This is a genomic window from Pseudomonas sp. p21 (assembly GCF_001642705.1).
Taxonomy (GTDB): Bacteria; Pseudomonadota; Gammaproteobacteria; order Pseudomonadales; family Pseudomonadaceae; genus Aquipseudomonas.
The window spans coordinates 197,331-221,432 of the sequence record NZ_LWBV01000004.1 but is presented as its reverse complement, the minus strand read 5'-3'; the positions used below and the strand labels follow the sequence as shown (position 1 = coordinate 221,432).

18 protein-coding genes and 1 pseudogene are annotated in these 24,102 nt (G+C 63.6%); 10 read left to right on the top strand and 9 right to left on the bottom strand.

All coding sequences use genetic code 11. The annotated features are described in order from the left end of the window. Window positions 1–143: 143 nt before the first annotated feature. The gene (locus A4C63_RS27040; RefSeq protein ID WP_370464237.1) at window positions 144–908 is read right to left on the bottom strand and encodes a methyl-accepting chemotaxis protein; all 765 of its coding nucleotides are present in this window, start codon (window positions 906–908) and stop codon (window positions 144–146) included. A 93-nt stretch (window positions 909–1,001) separates the two neighbouring features. Then, a pseudogene (locus A4C63_RS27035) lies at window positions 1,002–2,018 on the bottom strand (cache domain-containing protein); the annotation flags it as partial. Between the two features lie 169 nt (window positions 2,019–2,187). On the opposite strand from A4C63_RS27035, the gene A4C63_RS14435 reads away from it, so the two are divergent. Then, the gene (locus A4C63_RS14435) at window positions 2,188–3,663 is read left to right on the top strand and encodes a helicase HerA-like domain-containing protein (protein ID WP_063913243.1); all 1,476 of its coding nucleotides are present in this window, start codon (window positions 2,188–2,190) and stop codon (window positions 3,661–3,663) included. 156 nt (window positions 3,664–3,819) lie between these two features. Here the strand turns inward: A4C63_RS14435 and A4C63_RS14430 are convergent, their stop codons facing one another. After that, the gene (locus A4C63_RS14430) at window positions 3,820–5,292 is read right to left on the bottom strand and encodes an inorganic phosphate transporter (protein ID WP_063913242.1); all 1,473 of its coding nucleotides are present in this window, start codon (window positions 5,290–5,292) and stop codon (window positions 3,820–3,822) included. Window positions 5,293–5,604: 312 nt separating this feature from the next. Beyond that, complete coding sequence (locus A4C63_RS26580; RefSeq protein ID WP_063913241.1) at window positions 5,605–5,805, bottom strand: hypothetical protein; 201 nt, start codon at window positions 5,803–5,805, stop codon at window positions 5,605–5,607. Between the two features lie 488 nt (window positions 5,806–6,293). Between A4C63_RS26580 and pcaR the strand changes: the two genes are divergently transcribed. The 9 genes from pcaR to pcaC all read left to right on the top strand — a co-directional run bounded on the left by pcaR (window position 6,294) and on the right by pcaC (window position 15,922). Then, the gene (gene pcaR / locus A4C63_RS14420) at window positions 6,294–7,184 is read left to right on the top strand and encodes a pca regulon transcriptional regulator PcaR (protein ID WP_063913240.1); all 891 of its coding nucleotides are present in this window, start codon (window positions 6,294–6,296) and stop codon (window positions 7,182–7,184) included. A 325-nt stretch (window positions 7,185–7,509) separates the two neighbouring features. Continuing rightward, window positions 7,510–8,856, top strand: a complete 1,347-nt coding sequence (locus A4C63_RS14415; RefSeq protein ID WP_063913239.1) for an MFS transporter — start codon at window positions 7,510–7,512, stop codon at window positions 8,854–8,856. Window positions 8,857–9,034: 178 nt separating this feature from the next. Next, entirely contained in the window at window positions 9,035–9,895 is an 861-nt protein-coding gene (locus tag A4C63_RS14410) for a CoA transferase subunit A (protein WP_015271654.1), read from the top strand. Further along, the gene (locus A4C63_RS14405) at window positions 9,892–10,671 is read left to right on the top strand and encodes a CoA-transferase subunit beta (RefSeq protein ID WP_063913238.1); all 780 of its coding nucleotides are present in this window, start codon (window positions 9,892–9,894) and stop codon (window positions 10,669–10,671) included. Before A4C63_RS14410 ends, A4C63_RS14405 begins: the two co-directional genes overlap by 4 nt. Then, window positions 10,668–11,873, top strand: coding sequence for a 3-oxoadipyl-CoA thiolase (pcaF, locus tag A4C63_RS14400; RefSeq protein ID WP_172827527.1), 1,206 nt, complete (start codon window positions 10,668–10,670; stop codon window positions 11,871–11,873). The genes A4C63_RS14405 and pcaF overlap by 4 nt, the downstream gene beginning before the upstream one ends. A gap of 188 nt (window positions 11,874–12,061) precedes the next feature. Then, window positions 12,062–13,351 (top strand): MFS family transporter, encoded by a 1,290-nt coding sequence (locus A4C63_RS14395; RefSeq protein ID WP_063913236.1) that lies wholly within the window; start codon window positions 12,062–12,064, stop codon window positions 13,349–13,351. Between the two features lie 9 nt (window positions 13,352–13,360). Continuing rightward, on the top strand, window positions 13,361–14,713 hold the full coding sequence (locus tag A4C63_RS14390; protein ID WP_063913235.1) for a 3-carboxy-cis,cis-muconate cycloisomerase: 1,353 nt from the start codon (window positions 13,361–13,363) through the stop codon (window positions 14,711–14,713). 11 nt (window positions 14,714–14,724) lie between these two features. After that, complete coding sequence (gene pcaD / locus A4C63_RS14385) at window positions 14,725–15,516, top strand: 3-oxoadipate enol-lactonase (RefSeq protein WP_063913234.1); 792 nt, start codon at window positions 14,725–14,727, stop codon at window positions 15,514–15,516. A 10-nt stretch (window positions 15,517–15,526) separates the two neighbouring features. Beyond that, window positions 15,527–15,922 (top strand): 4-carboxymuconolactone decarboxylase, encoded by a 396-nt coding sequence (gene pcaC, locus A4C63_RS14380; protein ID WP_003259581.1) that lies wholly within the window; start codon window positions 15,527–15,529, stop codon window positions 15,920–15,922. A gap of 110 nt (window positions 15,923–16,032) precedes the next feature. Here pcaC and A4C63_RS14375 read toward each other — a convergent pair whose 3' ends face one another. The 5 genes from A4C63_RS14375 to ttgB form a co-directional block, all read right to left on the bottom strand. Then, a complete protein-coding gene (locus A4C63_RS14375; RefSeq protein ID WP_063913233.1) occupies window positions 16,033–16,557 on the bottom strand; it encodes a DUF962 domain-containing protein in 525 nt (174 codons plus the stop codon). Between the two features lie 193 nt (window positions 16,558–16,750). Further along, on the bottom strand, window positions 16,751–17,674 hold the full coding sequence (locus A4C63_RS14370) for a LysR family transcriptional regulator (RefSeq protein ID WP_063913232.1): 924 nt from the start codon (window positions 17,672–17,674) through the stop codon (window positions 16,751–16,753). Between the two features lie 201 nt (window positions 17,675–17,875). After that, complete coding sequence (locus tag A4C63_RS14365) at window positions 17,876–19,132, bottom strand: OprD family porin (protein WP_063913231.1); 1,257 nt, start codon at window positions 19,130–19,132, stop codon at window positions 17,876–17,878. Window positions 19,133–19,495: 363 nt separating this feature from the next. After that, the gene (locus tag A4C63_RS14360; protein WP_063913230.1) at window positions 19,496–20,953 is read right to left on the bottom strand and encodes an AdeC/AdeK/OprM family multidrug efflux complex outer membrane factor; all 1,458 of its coding nucleotides are present in this window, start codon (window positions 20,951–20,953) and stop codon (window positions 19,496–19,498) included. Next, window positions 20,950–24,102 (bottom strand): multidrug efflux RND transporter permease subunit TtgB, encoded by a 3,153-nt coding sequence (gene ttgB, locus A4C63_RS14355; RefSeq protein ID WP_063913229.1) that lies wholly within the window; start codon window positions 24,100–24,102, stop codon window positions 20,950–20,952. The genes A4C63_RS14360 and ttgB overlap by 4 nt, the downstream gene beginning before the upstream one ends.

The window sequence follows — 24,102 nt, the reverse complement described above, 5'->3', positions numbered from 1 at the left end:
AGTTTGTTCGATCGGGGTTGGGCGGGGCAGGGTAAGGCGGGGGAGCGGTGTGGGCTTCTTCGCGGGCTTGCCCGCTCCCACAGGGATTACACAGGCCCCAGGGGCTGTGCAGTTGCTGTGGGAGCAGGCGACGCGGTGTATGACTAGATGCGGAAGCTGCCGACCAGATGCTTCAGGCGGCCGGCCTGCTGCTCCAGATCGGAGCAGGCACGCAGGGTGGCCTGCAGGTTTTCCACGCCTTCCTGGTTGAGCATGTTGATCTCGTTGATGTCCATGTTGATCGCCTCGACCACGGCGGTCTGCTCTTCGGTGGCGGTGGCCACCGACTGGTTCATGCCGTCGATCTCGCCGATACGTACGGTAACGCTGTCCAGCCGCTCACCGGCCTGGTTGGCGATCTGCATGCTGTCCTGGCTGTGGCGCTGGCTCTGGTCCATGGTTTCGACCGACTCGCGGGCGCCGACCTGCAGTTCTTCGATCATGGTCTGCACCTGCTGCGCCGACTCCTGGGTGCGGTGCGCCAGGTTGCGTACTTCATCGGCGACCACGGCAAAACCACGCCCGGCTTCACCGGCACGGGCCGCTTCGATGGCCGCGTTCAGCGCCAGCAGGTTGGTCTGCTGGGAAATGCTGGTGATCACCTCGAGGATCTGGCCGATGTTGACGGTCTTGCTGTTCAGTGTCTCGATGTGCGCGCTGGAGGTGACGATCAGGTCGGACAGGCGGTTCATCGCCGCAATGTTGCGCTCCACCACCTGCTGCCCTTCTTCTGCCAGCAACCGCGCCGAGCTGGCGTGCTGCGAAGCCTGGGCGGCGTTGCCGGCAATTTCCTGGGCGGCGGCGCCCAGTTCGTTGATGGCGGCGGCCACGCTGTTGGTGCGGTTGGACTGTTCGTCGGAGTTGGTCATCGACGAGTTCGAGGCACTGATTACCCGCAGGGCCACTTCGTTGACCTGTTCGGTGGCCGAGGACACTTCGCGGATCGAGCTGTGAATACGCTCGACGAAACGGTTGAAGGCGCTGCCCAGGATGCCGAATTCGTCGTGGTTGTGGATGCGCAGGCGCTTGGTCAGGTCGCCTTCACCTTCGGCGATGTCTTCCATGGCGCGGGTCATGGTGTGCAGCGGCTGCATCAGCACGCGGATCAGCAGGCCGAGCAGGCCGATGATGATCACCACCGCCACCAGTGTGGCGATCACCGCCGAGGTGCGGAAGGTGCTGAGCATCGAGAAGGCCTTGTCCTTGTCCACTGACAGGCCGATGTACCAGTTGGCCGACGGCAGACCGGTGATCGGAGTGAAGGTCAGCAGGCGGGCCTGGCCTTCGCTCTGCACTTCGGTCAGCTCACCGGTCAGTTTCGGCGTGTGCTGCGGGAACAGGTCCGACAGCGACTTCATCACCAGGTCTTTGTCCGGGTGCACCAGGATCTTGCCCTGGTCGTTGACCAGGAAGGCGTAGCCCATGCCGCCGAAGTTCAGCGAGTTGATGATCTGCACCAGGCCGTCCAGGGCCAGGTCGCCACCGACCACGCCGACACTACTGGACACTTTGTCGATGATGCCAATGACCATCTTGTTGGTGGCCATGTCGATGTAAGGCTCGGTCAGGATCGCACCGGCGGCGTTCATGCCGTCCTTGTACCAGGGGCGGGTACGTGGGTCGTAGCCGTCGGGCATCTTCGTGTCCGGGCGCACGCTGAAGCCGCCGTCGACCTTGCCCACGTATACCGTGAGAAAGCTTGAGATCAGTGCATTCTGGCCCAACAGGTTTTCGGCGTTAGCCGGGTCCTGGGCAATGTTCTGTGCCAGGTTTTCCACCAGCTTGATACGGCCTTCGAACAGGTTGCGGATGTTGGTCGAAGTGGAGGCGCCCATTTCCTCCAGATAGTTTTCCAGGTCCTCGCGGATCGCATTACGCTGGAGGTAATCGTTGTAGAGCGTGAACAGGCTGAAGGCGAGTATCACGATCAGTGATGCGGCCAAAAGAATCTTGTGGCTGAAACGAAGGCTTTTGTTCATGGCGTAATCGGTTCCGCTAAGGTTTTATATCAGGCGTTTGCACGCGTGGAGTCGCAATGCAGTGCAACATCCCGAAAAGTCCCTTTTCGGTTGTCCCTCTCTATTAAGGCGAATATCACCCACAGGTATCGGCCGAATTAAGGCAAAGCTTGAGCAGAGGATTAAAGAGATGTCGGAATTTTCGACCATCGTTGTAGGCGCTGGCCCGGATGGCCAGCCAGTTGGGCAAGCGATGAGGCTGGCCAACCGCCATGGCCTGGTGGCGGGTGCGACGGGTACTGGCAAGACCGTCACCCTGCAGCATCTGGCGGAAGCGTTCAGTGATGCGGGGGTGGCCGTGTTCGCCGCCGATGTCAAAGGCGACCTGTGCGGCCTGGGCGCTGCTGGTGCGCCGCAGGGCAAGGTGGCCGAGCGTATCGCCGGTATGCCCTGGCTAGGGCACAGGCCGCAGGCTTACCCGGTGAGCCTGTGGGACATTGCCGGGCAGTCCGGCCACCCGCTGCGCACCACCCTCAGTGAAATGGGGCCGCTGCTGCTGGGCAACTTGCTGGAGCTGACCGACAGCCAACAGGCGGCGCTGTACGCGGCGTTCAAGGTGGCCGACCGTGAAGGCCTGCTGCTGCTCGACCTCAAGGACCTCAAGGCGCTGCTCGCGCACCTGAAGGACAACCCGCAACTGCTGGGCGAAGACAGTGCGCTGATGACCACGGCCTCCACCCAGGCTCTGTTGCGCCGGCTGGCGACCCTGGAGCAGCAGGGCGCCGAGGCGCTGTTCGGTGAGCCGGGGTTGCAGCTCGAGGACCTCCTGCGGCCAGACCCGGACGGCCGTGGGCGGATCCACCTGCTGGACGCCAGCCGGTTGGTGCACGAAGCACCCAAGGTGTACGCGACCTTCCTGTTGTGGCTACTGGCCGAGTTGTTCGAGCAGTTGCCCGAGCGCGGCGATGCCGACAAACCGGTGCTGGCGTTGTTCTTCGATGAAGCGCACTTGCTGTTCAACGATACGCCCAAGGCATTGCAGGACCGCCTGGAACAGGTGGTGCGGTTGATCCGCTCCAAGGGCGTGGGGGTGTACTTCGTCACCCAGTCGCCGGGGGACTTGCCGGATGCGGTGCTGGCCCAGTTGGGTTTGCGCATTCAGCATGGCTTGCGGGCGTTTACCGCCAAGGAGCAGAAGTCGCTGCGGGCGGTGGCCGATGGCTTCCGCCCCAACCCGGCGTTCGACACTCTGGCGGTGCTGACCGAGCTGGGGATTGGTGAGGCGCTGGTGGGGACGCTGGAAGAGAAGGGCACGCCTGCGATGGTGCAACGGGTACTGATTGCACCGCCGCAGGCGCGTATCGGGCCGTTGAGCGCGGCTGAGCGCAGTGCGCTGATTGCCGCTTCGCCGCTGGCGGGGCGTTACGACAAGCCGGTGGACCGTGAGTCGGCCTATGAAATGCTGACCCAGCGCAAGGGCGAACCGGTGGAGCCGACGCCGCAACCCAAGGCGGATGAGGAGAGCTTTGCCGACAAGGCCGGTGAGTTTTTGCAGAGTGCGGCAGGGCAGGCGATCAAGTCGGCGGTGCGCCAGGCGGCCAACCAGTTGGGGCGCCAGTTGGTGCGGGGGTTGATGGGGTCGTTGCTGGGGGGCAAGAAAAGGTAGGTTACCTGTACCGGCCTCTTCGCGGGCTCGCCCGCTCCCACAGGTTCTTCACAGATATTAAGAGCTGTGCATGACCTGTGGGAGCGGGTTTACCCGCGAAGGGGCCGCTACAGAAAAAAGGCGACCCGAAGGCCGCCTTTTTCAGAGCCGTATCACTCAGCCAATGGCTTTGGACGCCAGCCAGAACAGGCCGGCCGCCAGGCCCATCGACGCAGGCAGGGTCAGTACCCAGGCCAGCAGGATGGTCTTCACGGTGCCGCCTTGCAGGCCGCTCTTGTTGGCGACCATGGTGCCGGCCACACCGGACGACAGCACGTGGGTGGTCGATACCGGCAGGGCGAAGATGTTGGCCATGCCGATGGCGCAAGCCGCGGTGATCTGCGCCGACATGCCCTGTGCATAGGTCATGCCCTGCTTGCCGATCTTCTCGCCAACGGTCAGTACCACGCGCTTCCAGCCGACCATGGTACCCAGGCCCAGGGCCAGGGCGACGGCCACGATCACCCAGAACGGGGCGTATTCGGTGGTGGCGGTCAGGTCTTTGCGCAGTTTTTCCAGGTCGGCCTTTTCACGGGCTTCCAGGCCCGGCAGCTTGCCGACCTTTTTCGCCGTGTCGTCCAGGCACAGCAGGTAGCGACGCACTTCGACACGTTTGTCGGCACTCAGGCTGTGGTAGTCGGTAACGCCTTGCAGCGAGGACTGCAGCGCGGCAATGGTCGGCTCGGTCTGCTGCGGGTTGCAGCTGAACTGCTCCGGCAGGTCGCTGGACTTGGCCTTGCCCAGTGCCAGGAACTCGCCCAGGGTGGCGGCGTTGCGCTGGTAGAACTGGCTCATGTGCAGGGTGGCGTCGCGGGTGCGCTCGATCTGGTAGGTGGTGCTGTTCAGGTCGAGGACGAACTTGGCCGGGACGATACCGATCAGCACCAGCATGATCAGGCCGATGCCTTTCTGGCCGTCGTTGGAGCCGTGCACGAAGCTCACGCCCATGGCCGAAACCACCAGTACCAGGCGGTTCCAGAACGGTGGGTGCTTCTTGTCGTCCAGCTTGCGGCGCTGCTCGGGGGTCTTGTGCATCTTCGACAGCGGGCGCCACCACTTCAGGCCGATCAGCACCAGGGCGGCAACGGCGAAGCCGGCCATGGGCGAGATCACCAGCGACATGGCGATGTCGATCGCCTTCTGCCAATTGACACCGTCGCCCAGCGGGATGTCGTTGATCAGGGCATTGGCCAGGCCGACGCCGAGGATGGAGCCGATCAGCGTGTGCGAGCTGGAGGCGGGAATGCCGAAGTACCAGGTGCCCAGGTTCCAGGTGATGGCAGCAGCCAGCAGCGAGAAGACCATGGCCAGGCCGTGTCCGGTGTTCACATTGATCAGCAGCTCTACCGGCAGCAGGTGCACGATGGCATAGGCCACCCCGACACCACCGAGCAGAACGCCAAGGAAGTTGAACACGCCGGAGAAGAACACGGCGAGGTGCGGCGGCATGGCTTTGGTATAGATGACGGTAGCTACCGCATTGGCGGTGTCATGAAAGCCATTGATGAACTCGAAGGCGAGTACGAAGGTCAAGGCGAGCAGCAGGCTCACCAACACCCAGGCATCCAGTCCGCTGAATAATTCGATCATGAAGGTTGTCTGGCGGTCTTAGGGGGGCGGGATTATGCCAGAAAACCTTGGCAATCGATGCATCTGCGACAGACCGACGGCAATCTTCCTGACGCGAGCGCGATGTGAACGTCAGGGCGTGCAGGCAGGGAAATGTCTGCTAAAAAGCGCGAAATCTGGCTAAAGCCGGCAAAAAGATGGAGAAAAAGCCGTTCCCCTACTATTCAAACGATCGTATGAAATTTGTGTGATTCCATTTCATCTTCGGCCTGACAGTAAAGATCGACCGCGCCCGGCAGGCCGGGCGGCGACGCGCTGGCGTGGTCCCGGGAGTCAGGGATTGTCGCTGCGCAGTTCCTTTTCCATACGTTCCAGTTCCTGGCTGAAGGCCTGGTCGCGCACGCTGGCACGCTTGCGCCAAGGTTTGCGTTCCGGGTCCGGTTGTGCGGCGTAAGTGGTGACTTCACCACCGTAAACATCCTTGTAACGCTCCGCCTGGCGCTCGAGTTCCGCGCGCAGTTCATCTTTCGTCACAGTAGTACCTGAATCAAGTTCGATGAGTGTTGTTGTGCGTTGTACCGCGTGCACATGCCTTGCTGGCCGCAACGGCTTGATACAGCGGAAGGTTCCGTTACCACGGCATCGTCGAGGCCTGCGCATTCGATTATAGCAACCGATATTGCGCCGAACATCGTTGTTTACCCAACCCTTACATCACCTGACGCAAGTAACGGGATGCGTCCGACAACAGTTTGGGCCTTTCGTGCAAGTTTGAAAGGCAAGACGGACAAAAGTTCGCTGCAATGCAGTAGCGGGTCCGTTGACCGGGAGGGTAATGAAAAACGGCCTCGCCAAAAGGCGAGGCCGTTGCCTGGGGACTTCTACGGTGGGTACCTGACCAGTCTCTCCAAAGAAGCCACAAGTGGCAGGAGAAAGGTATAAGTAAAAGTGTCAGCGGTCAATTGCGATTATCGGCCGTTTGTTCGATAATCGCACGAGTGGGCGTTTTTTTGAGGTGTGCGATGAGTGACGAAACCCTGGTCAACGATTCCGTCAATCCAGAGTCGGCCAATCCAGAGCAGGCACGATCTGCCTCGGCAGCCCTGGCACCGCCGATCGTGGCTTCCCCGGCCAAACGCATCCAGGCCTTTACCGGCGACCCGGACTTCATGACCTCCCTGGCGCGTGGCCTGGCTGTGATCCAGGCCTTCCAGGAACGCAAGCGCCACCTGACCATCGCCCAGATCAGCCACCGCACCGAAATCCCCCGGGCGGCGGTGCGCCGTTGCCTGCATACGCTGATCAAGCTGGGCTACGCCACCACTGACGGGCGCACCTATTCGCTGTTGCCCAAAGTGCTGACGCTGGGGCATGCGTACCTGTCGTCGACGCCGCTGGCGATTTCTGCCCAGCCTTACCTGGACCGCATCAGCGATCAGCTGCACGAGGCGGCCAACATGGCCACGCTCGAAGGTGACGACATTCTTTATATAGCCCGTTCGGCCACGGTGGAGCGGCTGATTTCGGTCGACCTGTCGGTGGGCGGGCGCCTGCCGGCCTATTGCACATCGATGGGGCGCATTCTGTTGGCGGCCATGGATGACACCAGCCTGCGTGAATACCTGGAACGTGCCGACCTGAAGGCGCGAACCAGTCGTACCTTGCATGACCCCGAGTCGCTGTTCGCCTGTATCCAGCAGGTGCGCGCCCAGGGCTGGTGCGTGGTGGACCAGGAGCTGGAGCAGGGGCTGCGCTCGATTGCCGTGCCGGTGTATGACGCCTCGGGGCAGGTGTTGGCAGCGTTGAATGTGAGTACCCATGTCGGGCGGGTGACGCGCAGTGAACTGGAGCAGCGGTTCCTGCCGATCCTGCTGGCGGCTAGCCGGGACCTTTGCCATCAGTTGTTTGGCTGAGCCTGCAGGGGGCCGTAAAGCGCCCCCTTTCAAATCTGGAACAGGCAAAACCGTTTCCTGTGCGATAAACGCACAGTGTCGTTCGCGGTCAATTGCGCCACCACCGCCCGCTGATTAATGTCTCCGCAGTCGGCTATGCCGACCGAACAAGAAAAACATAAGAGGCACTTACCATGAATACTGTCCCCTCGCTGCCGCGGCCGCACTCGCGCGCAGTACCGTTGTATCCAGGCTGACGCCGGCCCCATTCCCCCAAACCATCGTCCTCTGTACCGTTTGATCGCGTGCAGTGGCCTGGCTGTGCCCCTCATTCTGGACAACAATAATGAACCAAGCGCAAACCAACGTCGGTAAAAGCCTCGACGTCCAGTCGTTCATCAATCAGCAGCCGCTGTCCCGCTACCAGTGGCGGGTGGTGCTGCTGTGCTTCCTGATCGTCTTCCTCGATGGCCTGGACACCGCCGCCATGGGCTTCATCGCCCCGGCCCTGTCGCAGGAGTGGGGGATTGACCGCGCCAGCCTCGGCCCGGTCATGAGTGCTGCATTGATCGGCATGGTATTCGGTGCCCTCGGCTCCGGCCCGTTGGCCGACCGCTTTGGCCGCAAGGGCGTGCTGGTGGGCGCGGTGCTGGTGTTCGGCGGCTTCAGCCTGGCCTCGGCCTTCGCCACCAACGTCGACCAGTTGCTGGTATTGCGCTTCCTGACCGGCCTGGGCCTTGGCGCAGGCATGCCCAACGCCACCACGCTGTTGTCTGAATACACCCCCGAGCGCCTCAAGTCGCTGCTGGTGACCAGCATGTTCTGTGGCTTCAACCTGGGTATGGCCGGTGGTGGTTTCATTTCCGCCAAGATGATCCCTGCCTACGGTTGGCACAGCCTGCTGGTGATCGGTGGCGTGCTGCCGTTGCTGCTGGCGCTGGTGCTGATGGTGTGGTTGCCGGAGTCGGCGCGGTTCCTGGTGGTGCGCAACCGGGGCACCGACAAGGTGCGCAAGACCTTATCGCCCATCGCGCCGCAGGTGGTGGCCGAGGCGGGCAGCTTCAGCGTGCCGGAGCAGAAGGCGGTGGCCGCGCGCAACGTGTTTGCGCTGATTTTCTCCGGCACCTACGGCATGGGCACCATGCTGCTGTGGTTGACCTACTTCATGGGCCTGGTGATCGTCTATCTGCTGACCAGCTGGCTGCCAACCTTGATGCGCGACAGCGGCGCGAGCATGGAGCAGGCTGCCTTCATCGGCGCGCTGTTCCAGTTCGGTGGCGTGCTGAGTGCCGTCGGCGTGGGCTGGGCCATGGACCGCTTCAATCCGCACAAGGTGATCGGCATTTTCTACCTGCTGGCCGGGGTGTTCGCCTACGCCGTGGGGCAGAGCCTGGGCAATATCACCGTATTGGCCACGCTGGTGCTGGTTGCCGGTATGTGCGTGAACGGCGCCCAGTCGGCGATGCCGTCGCTGGCGGCGCGCTTCTATCCGACCCAGGGCCGCGCCACGGGCGTATCGTGGATGCTGGGTATTGGCCGCTTCGGGGCGATTCTCGGCGCCTGGAGTGGGGCGACGCTGCTGGGGCTGGGCTGGAACTTCGAACAGGTGCTCACGGCATTGCTGGTGCCGGCGGGGCTGGCGACCGTGGGTGTGATCGTGAAAGGGCTGGTGAGCCACGCTGACGCGACCTGACGTAATGGCCTCATCGTGGGCTTGCCGGCGATGAGGCCACTACAGGCAGCCAGGGGAGATAGGTAGGGACGCAATAATTGGTTCGATAATCGCACGAATAGTCGATTATCGGATTGTAAGCCCCCCACCAGTCTCCTTAATCTGAGCTCACCGAAGCACCCTGACCAGGAGTCTCCAAATGGCTGCAATTCTCCCGCTTCACGAAGCCGTGAAGCAGTTCATCCAGGACGGCGATACCGTCGCCCTCGAAGGTTTCACTCACCTGATCCCGACTGCCGCCGGCCACGAGATCATCCGTCAGGGCAAACGCGACCTGACCCTGGTGCGCATGACTCCGGACCTGATCTACGACCAGCTGATCGGCGCCGGTTGCGCCAGCAAGCTGATTTTCTCCTGGGGTGGTAACCCGGGTGTCGGTTCGCTGCACCGCCTGCGTGATGCCGTCGAGAAGCAGTGGCCACACGCCATCGAAATCGAAGAGCACAGCCACGCCGACCTGGCCAACGCCTATGTCGCCGGTGCTTCGGGCCTGCCGTTCGCCGTGCTGCGTGCCTACGCCGGCTCCGACCTGCCGAAGGTCAACCCGCTGATCAAGAGCGTCACCTGCCCGTTCACTGGTGAAGTGCTGGCAGCCGTGCCGTCGGTACGCCCGGACGTGACCGTGATCCACGCGCAAAAGGCCGACCGCAAAGGCAACGTGCTGCTGTGGGGCATCCTCGGTGTGCAGAAGGAGGCCGCCCTGGCCGCCAAGCGCTGCATCGTCACCGTTGAGGAAATCGTCGACGACCTGCAGGCCCCGATGAACGCCTGTGTGCTGCCGACCTGGGCCCTGAGCGCGGTATGCCTGGTACCGGGTGGTGCGCACCCGTCCTATGCCCACGGCTACTACGAGCGTGACAACCGCTTCTACCAGGCCTGGGACCCGATCGCGCGTAGCCGTGAATCGTTCACCGCCTGGATCGACACCTACATCCGTGGCACTGCCGATTTCAACGAATTCAAGGCCAAGCTGGCCAGCACTGCGGAGGCCGCACAATGAGCTACTCCACTTCCGAAATGATGACCGTCGCCGCAGCCCGTCGCCTGCGCAACGGTGCTGTGTGCTTCGTCGGCATCGGCCTGCCGTCCAAGGCTGCCAACCTGGCGCGCCTGACCTCGTCGCCTGACGTGGTGCTGATCTACGAATCCGGCCCGATCGGCGCCAAGCCAAGCGTGCTGCCGCTGTCGATCGGTGACGGCGAGCTGGCCGAAACCGCTGACACCGTGGTGCCGACCGGCGAGATCTTCCGCTACTGGCTGCAAGGTGGTCGCATCGACGTCGGCTTCCTTGGCGCCGCCCAGGTCGACCGCTTCGGCAACATCAACACTACCGTGGTCGGTGACTACCACGCCCCGAAAACCCGCCTGCCGGGTGCCGGTGGCGCACCGGAAATCGCCGGTTCCGCCAAGCAGGTGCTGATCATCCTCAAGCAGTCGCCGCGAGCCTTCGTCGACAAGCTGGACTTCATCACCTCGGTTGGCCATGGTGAAGGCGGCGACTCGCGCAAACGCCTTGGCCTGCCAGGCGATGGCCCGGTCGGCATCATCACCGACCTGTGCATCATGGAGCCGGAAGCCGGCACCCACGAATTCGTCGTCACCGCCATCCACCCGGGCGTGACCCGTGAGCAGATCATCGCCGCCACTGGCTGGGCGATCCGCTTTGCCGATGATGTGCAGACCACTGCCGAACCTACCGAAGTCGAGCTGTCCGCCCTGCGTGACCTCGAAGCCCGCACCGCCGTGGCCCATGGCCAGGTGGCAGGAGAAGCCTGATGCGCGACGTATTCATCTGTGACGCCATCCGCACCCCGATCGGCCGCTTCGGCGGCGCCCTGGCCGGCGTGCGGGCCGACGACCTGGCCGCCGTGCCACTGAAGGCGCTGATCGAGCGCAACCCCAGCGTGCAGTGGGATCAGGTTGACGAAGTGTTCTTCGGCTGCGCCAACCAGGCCGGTGAAGACAACCGCAACGTGGCGCGCATGGCGCTGCTGCTGGCCGGCCTGCCGGAGAGCATCCCGGGCGTTACCCTGAACCGCCTGTGCGCGTCGGGCATGGATGCTGTCGGCACTGCCTTCCGCGCCATTGCCAGCGGCGAAATGGAACTGGCGATTGCCGGCGGCGTCGAGTCGATGTCGCGTGCCCCGTTCGTCATGGGCAAGGCCGAAAGCGGCTATTCGCGCAACATGAAGCTTGAAGACACCACCATCGGCTGGCGTTTCATCAACCCGCTGATGAAGAGCCAGTATGGTGTGCACTCCATGCCGGAAACTGCCGACAACGTGGCCGACGATTACCAGGTTTCGCGTGCTGACCAGGACGCTTTCGCCCTGCGCAGCCAGCAGAAGGCAGCTGCCGCCCAGGCCGCCGGCTTCTTCGCCGAAGAGATCGTGCCTGTGCGTATCGCGCACAAGAAAGGCGAGACTATCGTCGAGCATGACGAGCACCTGCGGCCGGAAACCACACTGGAAGCCCTGACCAGGCTCAAGCCGGTCAACGGCCCGGACAAGACCGTCACCGCTGGCAATGCCTCGGGCGTTAACGACGGTGCTGCGGCGCTGATCCTGGCTTCGGCCGAGGCGGTGAAGAAGCACGGCCTGACCCCACGTGCCCGAGTACTGGGCATGGCCAGTGCCGGTGTTGCACCGCGGGTGATGGGTATTGGCCCGGTGCCGGCGGTGCGCAAGCTGACCGAGCGCCTGGGTGTGGCGGTGAATGATTTCGATGTGATCGAGCTCAACGAAGCCTTTGCCAGCCAAGGTCTGGCGGTGCTGCGCGAGCTGGGTGTGGCCGACGATGCGCCGCAGGTGAACCCTAACGGCGGTGCCATCGCCTTGGGCCACCCGCTGGGCATGAGCGGTGCGCGCCTGGTGCTGACCGCGCTTCACCAGCTGGAGAAGAGTGGTGGGCGCAAGGGCCTGGCGACCATGTGTGTGGGTGTCGGCCAAGGTTTGGCGCTGGCCATCGAGCGGGTTTGACCTGTACCGGCCTCTTCGCGGGCACGCCCGCTCCCACAGGGGGACCACGCCTCTCACTGTGGGAGCGGGTTTACCCGCGAAGAGGCCGGCCCTGCCAGACATAAGGCCAATTGCCAGCCAGATTGCGGAACGAGTGTGTTACCAGGTGTGTCTAGAATTACCTGCGACCCTCCAGGAGTAAAACCGTCATGACCTCAGCCTATTACACCGGCGAAGAACGCAGCAAACGCATCTTCGCTATCGTTGGTGCCTCTTCAGGCAACCTGGTGGAATGGTTCGACTTCTACGTCTACGCCTTCTGCGCAATCTACTTTGCCCCGGCTTTCTTCCCCTCCGACGACCCCACCGTACAGCTGTTGAACACGGCGGGCGTATTCGCCGCGGGCTTTTTGATGCGCCCCATCGGTGGCTGGATCTTCGGCCGCCTCGCTGACCGCCATGGTCGCAAGAATTCCCTGATGATCTCGGTGCTGATGATGTGCTTCGGCTCCCTGATGATCGCCTGCCTGCCTACCTACGCCAGCATCGGCACCTGGGCTCCGGCGCTGCTGTTGCTGGCCCGGCTGATCCAGGGCCTGTCGGTAGGCGGCGAATATGGCACCACTGCCACTTACATGAGTGAAGTGGCCCTGCGTGGCCAGCGCGGCTTCTTCGCCTCGTTCCAGTACGTGACCCTGATCGGTGGCCAGTTGTTGGCGGTGCTGGTGGTGGTGATCCTGCAGCAGTTGCTCACTGAAGAAGAGCTGCGCGCCTGGGGCTGGCGCATTCCGTTCGTGGTCGGTGCCATCGCCGCGCTGATCTCGCTGATACTGCGCCGCTCGCTGCATGAGACCAGCAGCGCCGAAACCCGCAAGGACAAGGATGCCGGCACCATCAAGGGCCTGTTCCGCGACCACACGGCGGCCTTCATCACCGTGCTCGGTTACACCGCGGGCGGTTCGCTGATCTTCTATACCTTCACCACCTACATGCAGAAGTACCTGGTCAACACCGCTGGCATGACCGCGAAAAACGCCAGCTATGTGATGACCGGTGCGTTGTTCCTGTTCATGGTACTGCAGCCGTTCTTCGGCATGCTCTCCGACCGCATCGGCCGGCGTAATTCGATGATGCTGTTCGGCGCCCTGGGTACGTTGTTCACAGTGCCGCTGCTGATGGCGCTGAAAACCGTGAGCAGCCCGTTCATGGCCTTCGTGCTGATTACCCTGGCGTTGTGTATCGTCAGTTTCTACACCTCGATCAGCGGTCTGGTAAAGGCTGAGATGTTCCCGCCGCAGGTGCGCGCGCTGGGTGTGGGCCTGGCCTATGCGGTGGCCAATGCGGCGTTCGGCGGTTCGGCCGAGTACGTGGCCCTGGGCCTGAAGACCCTGGACATGGAAAACACATTCTACTGGTACGTGACGGCGATGATGGCGATTGCCTTCCTGTTCAGCCTGCGCCTGCCGAAGCAGGCGGCGTACCTGCACCACGATAATTAAGGACGTGGCATGACCAACCAACTGTTCGACGCCTACTTCACCGCGCCGGCCATGCGCGAGATCTTCTCCGACCGTGGCCGCCTGCAGGGTATGCTCGATTTCGAAGCGGCGCTGGCTCGGGCCGAGGCGGCCGCCGGGCTGGTCCCGCACAGCGCGGTAGCGGCCATCGAGGCGGCCTGTCACGCCGAGCGCTATGACATTGGCGCCCTGGCCAATGCCATCGCCACTGCTGGCAACTCGGCAATCCCGCTGGTGAAGGCGTTGGGCAAGGTGATCGCCAGTGGCGTGCCCGAGGCCGAACGCTACGTGCACCTGGGCGCCACCAGCCAGGACGCGATGGACACCGGCCTGGTCCTGCAGCTGCGCGCAGCCCTCGACCTGATCGAAGCCGACCTTGGCAAGCTGGCCGATACCCTGTCGCGCCAGGCCTTGCAGCACGCCGACACGCCGCTGGTGGGGCGCACCTGGCTGCAGCACGCCACCCCGGTAACCCTGGGCATGAAACTGGCCGGTGTACTGGGCGCCTTGACCCGTCACCGCCAGCGCTTGCAGGAGCTGCGCCCACGTTTGCTGGTACTGCAGTTCGGCGGCGCCTCCGGCAGCCTGGCCGCCCTGGGTAGCAAGGCGATGCCGGTGGCCGAAGGCCTGGCCGAGCAGCTCAAGCTGAGCCTGCCCGAGCAGCCCTGGCACACCCAGCGCGACCGCCTGGTGGAGTTTGCCTCGGTGCTGGGCCTGGTCGCGGGTAGCCTGGGCAAGTTCGGCCGTGATGTCAGCCTGCTGATGCAGACGGAGGCGGGGGAGCTGTTCGAGCCTTCCGCGCCGGGCAAGGGCGGTTCCTCGACCATGCCGCACAAGCGCAACCCGGTGGGCGCCGCAGTGCTGATCGGTGCCGCGACCCGAGTGCCGGGCCTGGTCTCGACGCTGTTCGCCGCCATGCCCCAGGAGCACGAGCGCAGCCTTGGCCTGTGGCATGCCGAATGGGAAACCCTGCCGGACATCTGCTGCCTGGTCTCTGGCGCGCTGCGCCAGGCCCAGGTGATTGCCGAGGGCATGGAAGTGGATGCCGCGCGCATGCGCCGTAACCTCGACCTGACCCAGGGCCTGGTGCTGGCCGAAGCGGTGAGCATCGTCCTCGCCCAACGCCTGGGCCGTGACCGCGCCCACCACCTGCTGGAGCAGTGCTGCCAGCGCGCCGTAGCCGAACAGCGCCACCTGCGCACCGTGCTGGGTGACGAGCCGCAGGTCAGCGCCGAACTGTCCGCCGAAGAACTCGATCGCTTGCTCGACCCTGCCCATTACCTGGGGCAGGCCCGCGTCTGGGTGGCGCGCGCCGTGTCCGAACATCAACGTTTCACTGCCTGAAGGAGACCGCTGTGGCGCACTTGCAACTGGCCGATGGCGTTTTGAACTACCAGATCGATGGCCCGGAAAACGCCCCGGTGCTGGTCCTGTCCAACTCGCTGGGCACTGACCTGGGCATGTGGGACACGCAGATTCCACTGTGGAGCCAGCACTTTCGCGTGCTGCGCTACGACACCCGTGGCCACGGTGGGTCGCTGGTCACTGAAGGCCCTTACCGCATCGAGCAGCTGGGGCGTGACGTGCTGGCCCTGCTCGATGGCCTGGACATCGCCAAGGCGCATTTCGTCGGCCTGTCGATGGGCGGCCTGATCGGTCAGTGGCTGGGCATCAATGCTGGCCAGCGCCTGCACAGCCTGACCTTGTGCAACACCGCGGCCAAGATCGCCAACGACGAGGTGTGGAACACCCGTATCGACACCGTGCTCAAGGGCGGCCAGCAGGCCATGGTCGACCTGCGCGATGCCTCCATCGCCCGCTGGTTCACCCCGGGCTTCGCCCAGGCCCAGCCAGCGCAAGCCCAGCGTATCTGCCAGATGCTGGCGCAAACCAGCCCGCAAGGCTACGCCGGCAACTGCGCCGCGGTGCGCGATGCCGACTACCGCGAGCAGTTGGGCCGCATCCAGGTGCCGGCGCTGATCGTTGCCGGTACCGAAGACGTGGTGACCACCCCGGAGCACGGCCGCTTCATGCAGGCCGGTATCGTGGGTGCCGAGTACGTCGACTTCCCGGCGGCGCACCTGTCCAACGTCGAGATCGGCGAGGCGTTCAGCCGCCGCGTGCTCGACTTCCTGCTGGCTCACTGAGGACACCGCCATGGACGAGAAACAACGTTACGACGCCGGCATGCAAGTACGCCGTGCAGTGCTTGGCGATGCCCACGTGGACCGCAGCCTGGAGAAGCTCAACGACTTCAACGGCGAGTTCCAGGAGATGATCACCCGTCACGCCTGGGGTGACATCTGGACCCGCCCGGGCCTGCCGCGGCATACCCGTAGCCTGATTACCATCGCCATGCTGATCGGCATGAACCGCAACGACGAGCTGAAGCTGCACCTGCGCGCGGCGGCCAACAACGGCGTGACCCGCGACGAGATCAAGGAGGTGCTGATGCAGAGCGCGATCTATTGCGGCATTCCGGCGGCCAATGCCACCTTCCACATGGCGGAGTCGGTGTGGGATGAGCTGGGCGTGGAGTCGCGACAGCAGTAATGCCTGTACCGGCCTATCGCCGGCAAGCCAGCTCCCACAGTGATTGCATCAGGCCTGAGGGCAGTGCAGTCCCTGTGGAGCTGGCTTGCCGGCGATAGGGCCATGAATGTTTACAGGGCCGCATTCTTCTGCCGCATGGCCACGGGCCCGGCGTTGGCCTCGACGGCGCGTTTCAGGGCCGGGCACAGGCCGAGCATGAATGCCGCTTCTGCCACCACGAACAACGGCCCGATGATCAGCCCGCTGACATCATCGACAAACGCCGGCTTGCGGCCTTCGTAGTAATGGCCGACGAACTGGATGATCCAGCCCACCACGAACGCCCCCAGCCCGGCGCCGAGCCACAGCGCTGTCGTCTGCATCGCCAGCACCTGGCCGACCCACAGGCATAGCCCCAGCAACACCCCCATCACCAGCCCGAAGCGCAGGTCCAGACGCAGGTAGAACCAGACCGAGGCTGATGCTGCCAGCAGGGCAGGGGACAGCCACATACCGGTCACGTCCCAACCCGGGCGCGACAACAGGATGGTGACCGCCAGCACGATCATGGGGATGCCCACGAAGTGGGTGGCGATGTTGCGTGGGTCGCGGTGGTAGCTGGCGTATTGGCTCAGGTGGTCGACGAGGTTTTTCATTGTTGTGCCTCCCTGGTTGCCTGATCGAGGTGTATTGCCTGTTCTGGCCTCTTCGCGGGTGAACCCGCTCCCACAGGTACAGCGCAGCCCTCAGGAACTGTGGTGACCCTGTGGGAGCGGGTTCACCCGCGAAAGGGCCGCTACAGGCGACCGGTATAGCTCAGGATAGACCGCCCCTGCCACCATCATCAGCTCAGCGAATGGCAGCAGCCCGCACTGGCGTATCCAGCCCCACTAGCGTCTCGATCATCGCCCGCGCCGCCGGCGACAGTCGGTAACCGCTGCGGCTGACGACGCCACAGCGCACGCTAAGCACTTCCAGCGCCGGCGGCAGGTTGCGCCAGTGCAGGCGCACCAGGCGGCCGCTGGCCAGGTCTTCGGCAACGGCTTCTTCGCTGGCGCTGCCGATGGCGTCGCTGGCCTGCACCACGCTGCGCAGTACGGCCAGGTGCTCGGTCTGCAGGTGCGGTGTGAAGTCGCTGCGCCCGCTCAGGTTGGCCAGGCGCTTGCGCACACCAGGGGCGAGCAGGGCGCTGGCCAGCGGGTAGCTGAACAGGTCGTTGGTCGACAGGCTGTCCTTGGCCAGCAACGGGTGCCCCGGGCGGCAGAAGAACAGGCCGGGGCGCGGTGAAAGGGGCTCGGTGTGGAAGTTGGGGTCGGCTTCGAACGGGCGTATATCGTCGACGAAAAACTCGATCTGTTCGCGGCGCAGGGCCTGGCCGAGGCGTTCGGCGTTGTCCACCAGCAGCGAGGTGCGGATGCCTGGGTGGCGTTCGAGGAAGTGGCGCAGGGCATCGGGCACCAGGCGCACGGCCAGCGCCGGGCCGCTACCGAAATGCAGCTCGCCGGCGTCGAGTTTGGTCATCTGCAGCACTTCGTTGCTCAGTTGTGCGGCACCTTGTACCAGGCGCCGGGCATGTTGCAGCACCACCAGGCCTTCGGGGGTGGGCGGTAGGGCTTTGCTGGCGCGGTCGACCAATGGGCAGCCGAAGCTGTGCTCCAGGCTCTGGATGGCGCGGCTGAAGGCGGGTTGGGTGATACCCATGGCCTCGGCGGCGCGGACGAAGCTGCGGTATTCGGTGAGGGCGATGAAGTAACGCAGCTGACGGAGGTCCATTTCACGGCTCTGGGGCGGGGATCAGGGGCCTATTCAAGCGGTTGCTGCATATGTCGTCAAAGAAGGTTTATTGATTTGTTTATAGCTTGAGGTTATTTGCGGTGGCATCTGGCCTCTTCGCGGATAAACCCGCTCCCACAGGTTCACCACAGATTCTGAAACTGTGGTGAACCTGTGGGAGCGGGTTTACCCGCGAAGAATTCAAAGCAGATTCAGCGGGTAACTCACGATCAACCGGTTCTCGTCGAACGAGTTGGTGCTGAAGTCCCGGCGCATGGTGGAGTTGCGCCACTTCACTGACAGGTCCTTGAAGCTGCCCGACTGCACCACATAGGCCAGCTCGGTTTCCCGTGCCCATTCCTTGCCATCGTCCACGCCGCCTGCGGTGACGTTGTCACCCTTGATGTAGCGGTTCATCAGGGTCAGGCCGGGTACGCCGACAGTGGCGAAGCTGAAGTCATGGCGCACCTGCCAGGAGCGTTCCTTGGCATTGTCGAAGCTGGAGTTGTAGCTGTCGTTGGCCAGGGTGCCGCCGCTGGTGCCGTTGACCCGCATCCAGGCGTTGTCGCCGCTGACCTTCTGCAGGCCGACGTAGAAGGTGTGGCCCTGGTACCGCGCCGAGAGCATGGCCGAGGCGGTGCGGTTGTCCAGTTCGCCAGCGCGTTCGGCGCCGTCTTCCTTGCCAATGAAGTAGCCCAGGTTGGCGCCCAGGGTCCAGTCGCCCAAGGGTTGGCTGTGCACCAGGTTGAGGTACTGCTGGCGGTAGATGTCCTTGAGCTGGGCATCCCACAGGCCGATCATGGTGCGCTTGTCGTTGAAGGTGTACTCGCCGCCGCCAAAGTTGAAACGGTCGGAGGTGAACGCTGCCTTACCGTTCAGCGACATGTCTTCCATGCTGGCGTCGTTGCGTGGGCTGTTGCCGCGGAACTGGCCGGCGTACAGGGTCAGACCGGCGATTTCCTTCGAGGTCAGCTGGCCGCCGCGGAAGGTCTGCGGCAGCGAGCGGCCATCGTCCGAGCGCAGGATCGGCAGTACCGGCATCCATTCACCCAATTTCAGCTCGGTTTCGGACAGCTTGGCTTTCAGTGCCACGCCCAGGCGGCCGAAGTCATCGGCGGGGCGGCCATCGTCGTGCACCGGCAACAGGTGGGTGTTGGTAGTGCCTTTGCCGCCGTCGAGCTTGACCGAGTACAGGCCCAGTACGTCCACGCCGAAACCGACGGTGCCCTGGGTGAAGCCGGAGCGGGCGTCGAGGATGAAGCTCTGCGTCCATTCCTCGGCCTTGGCCTGCGGGTGGGCCGGGTCGACGAAGTTGCGGTTGATGTAGAAGTTGCGCAGGTTGAGGGTGGCCTTGGCGTCCTCCAGAAAGCCACCGTTGTCGGCGGCGAACACGGGGAGTGCGCAGGACATGGCCAACAGGCCGGGCAGCAGCTGGCGTGCGGGTTGCAAAGTGCTCATCTGTCGTGGATCTCTTGTTTTTATGGGCGAGCCGGTGCGCTGCAGGATGCGGCCTGCAGGTGCGGGTCTTTTTGGATGAACCGGGGCAACGTTGCGTGGGGAGGATGGTGCGGGGTAGGGCAGGGGTGAGGCAATTCGCCGCAAACGGAAACGGGCGATAATCGAACGGAATGTTCCGGTTGGTTAATTGTTTTCCTGTACTGGCCTCTTCGCGGGTAAACCCGCTCCCACAGGTACTGCACTGCCTTCAGAATTCGTGCAAAACCCTGTGGGAGCGGGTTTACCCGCGAAGAGGCCAGTACAGGCAACCGACAAACAAAAAGCCCACCGTTAAAGGTGGGCTCTTTGCTGTAACAGGGCTGATCAGCTCTTCGGTGCTTCCACCGCTGCCTGCTGGTTGTTGCCCTGCCCGGTCTGCTCGTACCAGCCACCGCCAAGCGCCTTGTACAGGTTGACCTCGCTGGTCAGCTGCGACAGGCGGTCGCCGATCAGCGCCTGCTGGGCGCTGAACAGGTTGCGTTGGGCGTCGAGGAAGGTCAGGTTGCTGTCGATACCGATGCGATAGCGGCGTTCGGCCAGGCGGTAGTAATCCTGGTTCGCCTGCACCAGGTCGCGTTGCGCCTGCAGCTGCTCTTCGAAGGTCTTGCGCGCCGCCAGGCCATCGGAGACTTCCTGGAAGGCGGTCTGGATGGTCTTTTCGTACTTGGCGACGTTGATGTCCTTCTGGATCTTCGAGTAGTCCAGGCTGGCCTTCAGGCTGCCGGCGTTGAAGATCGGCAGGTTGATCTGCGGCTGGAACAGCCAGGTGCCCTGGCCGCCCGAGAACAGGTGGCCCATGTCGGGGCTCAGGCTGCCGGCATTGGCGGTCAGGCTGATGCTCGGGAAGAACGCTGCGCGGGCCGCGCCAATGTTGGCATTGGCGGCCTTGAGCAGGTGCTCGGCTTCCTGGATATCCGGACGACGCTGGAGGATGTCCGACGGTAGGCCAGCCGGTACTTCGGCCAGTTGGTCGGCATTGAGTTCCAGTGGCTTGGCCAGGTCGGCGGGAATGCCGGTGCCCAGCAGCACGGTCAGGCTGTTGACGTCCTGGGCGACCAGGCGCTGGTACTGCGAGTACTTGACCCGAGCGCCTTCCACGGCGGTACGCGCCTGGCTGACGTCGAGTGCCGAGGCTACGCCGACTTCGTTGCTGCGACGGGTGAGGTTGTAGCTTTCCTCGTAGGTCTTCAGCGTTTCTTCGGTCAGCTTGAACAGCGCCTGGTCGGCCTGCCAGGTGTAGTAGGCATTGGCCACGCTGGCTACCAGGCTGATCTGCGTGGAGCGACGCGCCTGTTCGCTGGACAGGTAGGTTTCCAGGGCCTGCTCGGTCAGGCTGCGTACACGGCCGAACAGGTCCAGCTCATAGGCGCTGACGCCCAGGGTAGCCGAGTACTGGCTGGTGATACCTGCTTCGCCAGTCTGCGACATGTTTGCCGGTACGCGTTGGCGGCTGCCACTGCCGGTGGCCGAAACCGCCGGGAACAGGTCGGCACGCTGGATACGGTACTGCGCACGGTAGGCGTCGATGTTCAACGCGGCGACGCGCAGGTCGCGGTTGTTGACCAGCGCGGTCTGAATCAGCTGCTGCAGTGCCGGGTCATGGAAGAACTGGCGCCAGCCCTGTTCGGCGGCGGCAACCTCCGCCGATTGCGTCGGCGAGTACGCAGGGCCTTGCGGCCACTGCTCAGCCACCGGCGATTCCGGGGTCTGGTAGTCGGGGATCAGCGAGCAGCCGCCAAGAATGAAAGCGGTTACCGCCAGGGACAACAAAGACTTGGTCATTGCCCAGCCTCATAACGTGGAGTTTCAGGGGTGGCGTCTTTTTCCGGCTCTTTGCTGCCGAACAGCGACGACACTGCGACGAAGAACAGTGGTACCCAGAAGATAGCCAGCACGGTCGCACTGATCATGCCGCCGATCACACCGGTGCCGATGGCGTGCTGGCTGCCGGCGCCGGCGCCACTGGCGATGGTCAACGGTACCACGCCGAGGATGAACGCCAGCGAGGTCATGATGATCGGGCGCAGACGCATGCGGCACGCCTCGATCGCCGCGTCGTACAGGCTGCGGCCCTGCTCGTGCAGTTCCTTGGCGAACTCGACGATCAGAATGGCGTTTTTCGCCGCCAGGCCGATGGTGGTCAACAGGCCGACCAGGAAGTACACGTCGTTGGACAACCCGCGCAGGCTGGTGGCGATCAGGGCACCGATGATACCCAGCGGTACTACCAGCACCACGGCGATCGGGATCGACCAGCTTTCGTACAGGGCTGCCAGGCACAGGAACACGAACAGTACCGAGAGGGCGAACAGCGCCGGCATCTGCGAGCCGGAGAGTTTTTCCTCGTAGGACATGCCGGTCCAGGAGAAGCCGATGCCGCTTGGCAGTTCGCCAGCAATGCGCTCGACTTCGGCCATGGCTTCACCGGTACTGTAGCCCGGGGCCGGTGCACCGAGGATTTCCATTGCCTCGACGCCGTTGTAACGCGACAGCTTCGGCGAACCGTAGGTCCATTCGCCCTTGGCGAAGGAGGAGAACGGCACCATTTCGCCGGCGCCGTTGCGCACGTACCACTTCTGCAGGTCTTCCGGGCTCATCCGCGCGTTCGGCTCGCCCTGGATGTACACCTTCTTGACCCGGCCACGGTCGATGAAGTCGTTGACGTAGCTGGCACCCAGGGCAATCGACAGGGTGTTGTTGATGTCGGCGATGGTCACGCCCAGGGCGCTGGCACGTTCGTCATCGATGGTCAGCTGGTACTGCGGCTCATCGTTCAGACCGTTCGGGCGCACGGCGCTGAGGATCTTGCTCTGCGCGGCCTTGGCCAGGAACTGGTTGCGTGCCTCCATCAGCTTGGTATGGCCGACACCACCGCGGTCCTGCAGGAACACGTCGAAGCCGGTGGCGTTACCCAGTTCCAGCACCGCAGGCGGGGCAAAGGCGAACACCATCGCGTCGCGGAAGGTGAAAAAGTGCTGCTGGGCGCGCTGGGCAAGGGCGAACACGCTGTTTTCCTTGGAGCGCTCATCCCACGGCTTGAGCATGATGAATGCCATACCCGAGCTCTGGCCACGGCCGGCAAAGTTGAAGCCGTTGACGGTGAACACCGAAGCCACGGTGTCGGCCTCTTCGCTGAGCAGGTACTCACGCATCTGGTCGACCACCACCTGGGTGCGCTCGGCACTGGAGCCGGCCGGGGTCTGTACCTGGGCGAACAGTACGCCCTGGTCTTCTTCCGGCAGGAACGCCGTAGGGATGCGGGCGAACAGCCAGATCATGCCGACCACGATCAGTGCGTAGGCCAGCAGGAACGGTACCTTGTTGCGCAGGATGGTGCCCACGCTGCGCTCGTAGCCGGTAACGCTGCGGTCGAAGTTGCGGTTGAACCAGCCAAAGAAGCCGCGCTTGGCCACATGGTGCTCGCCCTTCTTCAGCGGCTTGAGCATGGTGGCGCACAGGGCCGGGGTGAAGATCAGCGCCACCAGCACCGACAGGCCCATGGCCGAGACGATGGTGATGGAGAACTGCCGGTAGATCACACCCGTGGAGCCGCCGAAGAACGCCATGGGCAGCAGTACCGCCGACAGCACCAGGGCGATACCCACCAGGGCACCCTGGATCTGCTCCATCGAGCGCTTGGTCGCTTCCTTGGGCGGCAAGCCTTCCTCGGACATCACCCGCTCGACGTTCTCCACCACGACGATGGCGTCGTCCACCAGCAAGCCGATGGCCAGGACCATGGCGAACATGGTCAGGGTGTTGATGCTGAAGCCGGCAGCGGCAAGGATGCCGAAGGTACCCAGCAACACCACCGGTACGGTCATGGTGGTGATGATGGTGGCGCGGAAGTTCTGCAGGAACAGGTACATCACCAGGAACACCAGGACCACGGCTTCGATCAGGGTGTGGATCACGCCGCTGATCGATTCGGTGACCACCGGAGTGGTGTCATACGGGAATACCGCTTTCACCCCGGGCGGGAAGAACGGTTCCAGGTCGGCGATGGTCTGGCGCAGGGCCTTGGCGGTGTCCAGGGCGTTGGCGCCGGTGGCCAGCTTTACTGCCAGACCGGAGGCCGGCTTGCCGTTGAACTGTGCGCTGACGGCGTAGTTTTCACCACCCAGGCCAACCTGGGCGACATCACCCAGACGCACCTGCGAACCGTCGCTGTTGACCTTGAGCAGGATCTTCTCGAACTGCTCGGCAGTCTGCAGGCGGGTCTTGCCGATGATGGTGGCGTTCAGCTGGGTACCCGGCATGGCCGGCAGGCCGCCGAGCTGGCCGGAGGACACCTGCACGTTCTGCGCGGCCACGGCGGTCTTGACGTCGACCGGGGTCAGCTGGAACTTGTTCAGCTTGGCCGGATCAAGCCAGATACGCATGGCGTACTGCGCACCGAACACCTGGAAGTCACCCACACCCGCAGTACGCGAGATCGGGTCCTGCATGTTGGAGACGATGTAGTTGGCCAGGTCGTCCTTGGTCATGCTGCCGTCTTCGGACACCAGGCCGATCACCAGCAGGAAGTTCTTCACTGCCTTGGTGACGCGGATACCTTGTTGCTGCACTTCCTGCGGCAGCAGCGGGGTGGCCAGGTTCAGCTTGTTCTGGACCTGCACCTGCGCGGTGTCGGGGTTGGTGCCCTGCTCGAAGGTGGCGGTAATGGTCATGCTGCCGTCGGAGTTACTTTCCGACGACACATAACGCAGGTTGTCGATACCGTTGAGCTGCTGCTCGATCACCTGTACCACAGTGTCCTGCACGGTTTGCGCCGAGGCGCCCGGGTAGGTCACGGCGATGGCGATGGCCGGCGGCGCGATGCTGGGGTACTGGTTGATCGGCAGCTTCAGGATCGACAAGGCGCCGACCAGCATGATCACCAAGGCGATCACCCAGGCGAAGATCGGGCGATCGATAAAGAACTTCGACAT

Coding starts and splice junctions, on each gene's coding strand:
- A4C63_RS27040 (WP_370464237.1), bottom strand. CDS start 908: ATGACCAACTCCGACGAACAGTCCAACCGCACCAACAGCGTGGCCGCC.
- A4C63_RS14360 (WP_063913230.1), bottom strand. CDS start 20,953: ATGACCAAGTCTTTGTTGTCCCTGGCGGTAACCGCTTTCATTCTTGGC.
- A4C63_RS14370 (WP_063913232.1), bottom strand. CDS start 17,674: ATGGACCTCCGTCAGCTGCGTTACTTCATCGCCCTCACCGAATACCGC.
- A4C63_RS14435 (WP_063913243.1), top strand. CDS start 2,188: ATGTCGGAATTTTCGACCATCGTTGTAGGCGCTGGCCCGGATGGCCAG.
- A4C63_RS14405 (WP_063913238.1), top strand. CDS start 9,892: ATGAGCTACTCCACTTCCGAAATGATGACCGTCGCCGCAGCCCGTCGC.
- A4C63_RS14410 (WP_015271654.1), top strand. CDS start 9,035: ATGGCTGCAATTCTCCCGCTTCACGAAGCCGTGAAGCAGTTCATCCAG.
- pcaR (WP_063913240.1), top strand. CDS start 6,294: ATGAGTGACGAAACCCTGGTCAACGATTCCGTCAATCCAGAGTCGGCC.
- A4C63_RS14395 (WP_063913236.1), top strand. CDS start 12,062: ATGACCTCAGCCTATTACACCGGCGAAGAACGCAGCAAACGCATCTTC.
- A4C63_RS14365 (WP_063913231.1), bottom strand. CDS start 19,132: ATGAGCACTTTGCAACCCGCACGCCAGCTGCTGCCCGGCCTGTTGGCC.
- A4C63_RS14415 (WP_063913239.1), top strand. CDS start 7,510: ATGAACCAAGCGCAAACCAACGTCGGTAAAAGCCTCGACGTCCAGTCG.
- pcaC (WP_003259581.1), top strand. CDS start 15,527: ATGGACGAGAAACAACGTTACGACGCCGGCATGCAAGTACGCCGTGCA.
- A4C63_RS14375 (WP_063913233.1), bottom strand. CDS start 16,557: ATGAAAAACCTCGTCGACCACCTGAGCCAATACGCCAGCTACCACCGC.
- A4C63_RS14390 (WP_063913235.1), top strand. CDS start 13,361: ATGACCAACCAACTGTTCGACGCCTACTTCACCGCGCCGGCCATGCGC.
- ttgB (WP_063913229.1), bottom strand. CDS start 24,102: ATGTCGAAGTTCTTTATCGATCGCCCGATCTTCGCCTGGGTGATCGCC.
- A4C63_RS14430 (WP_063913242.1), bottom strand. CDS start 5,292: ATGATCGAATTATTCAGCGGACTGGATGCCTGGGTGTTGGTGAGCCTG.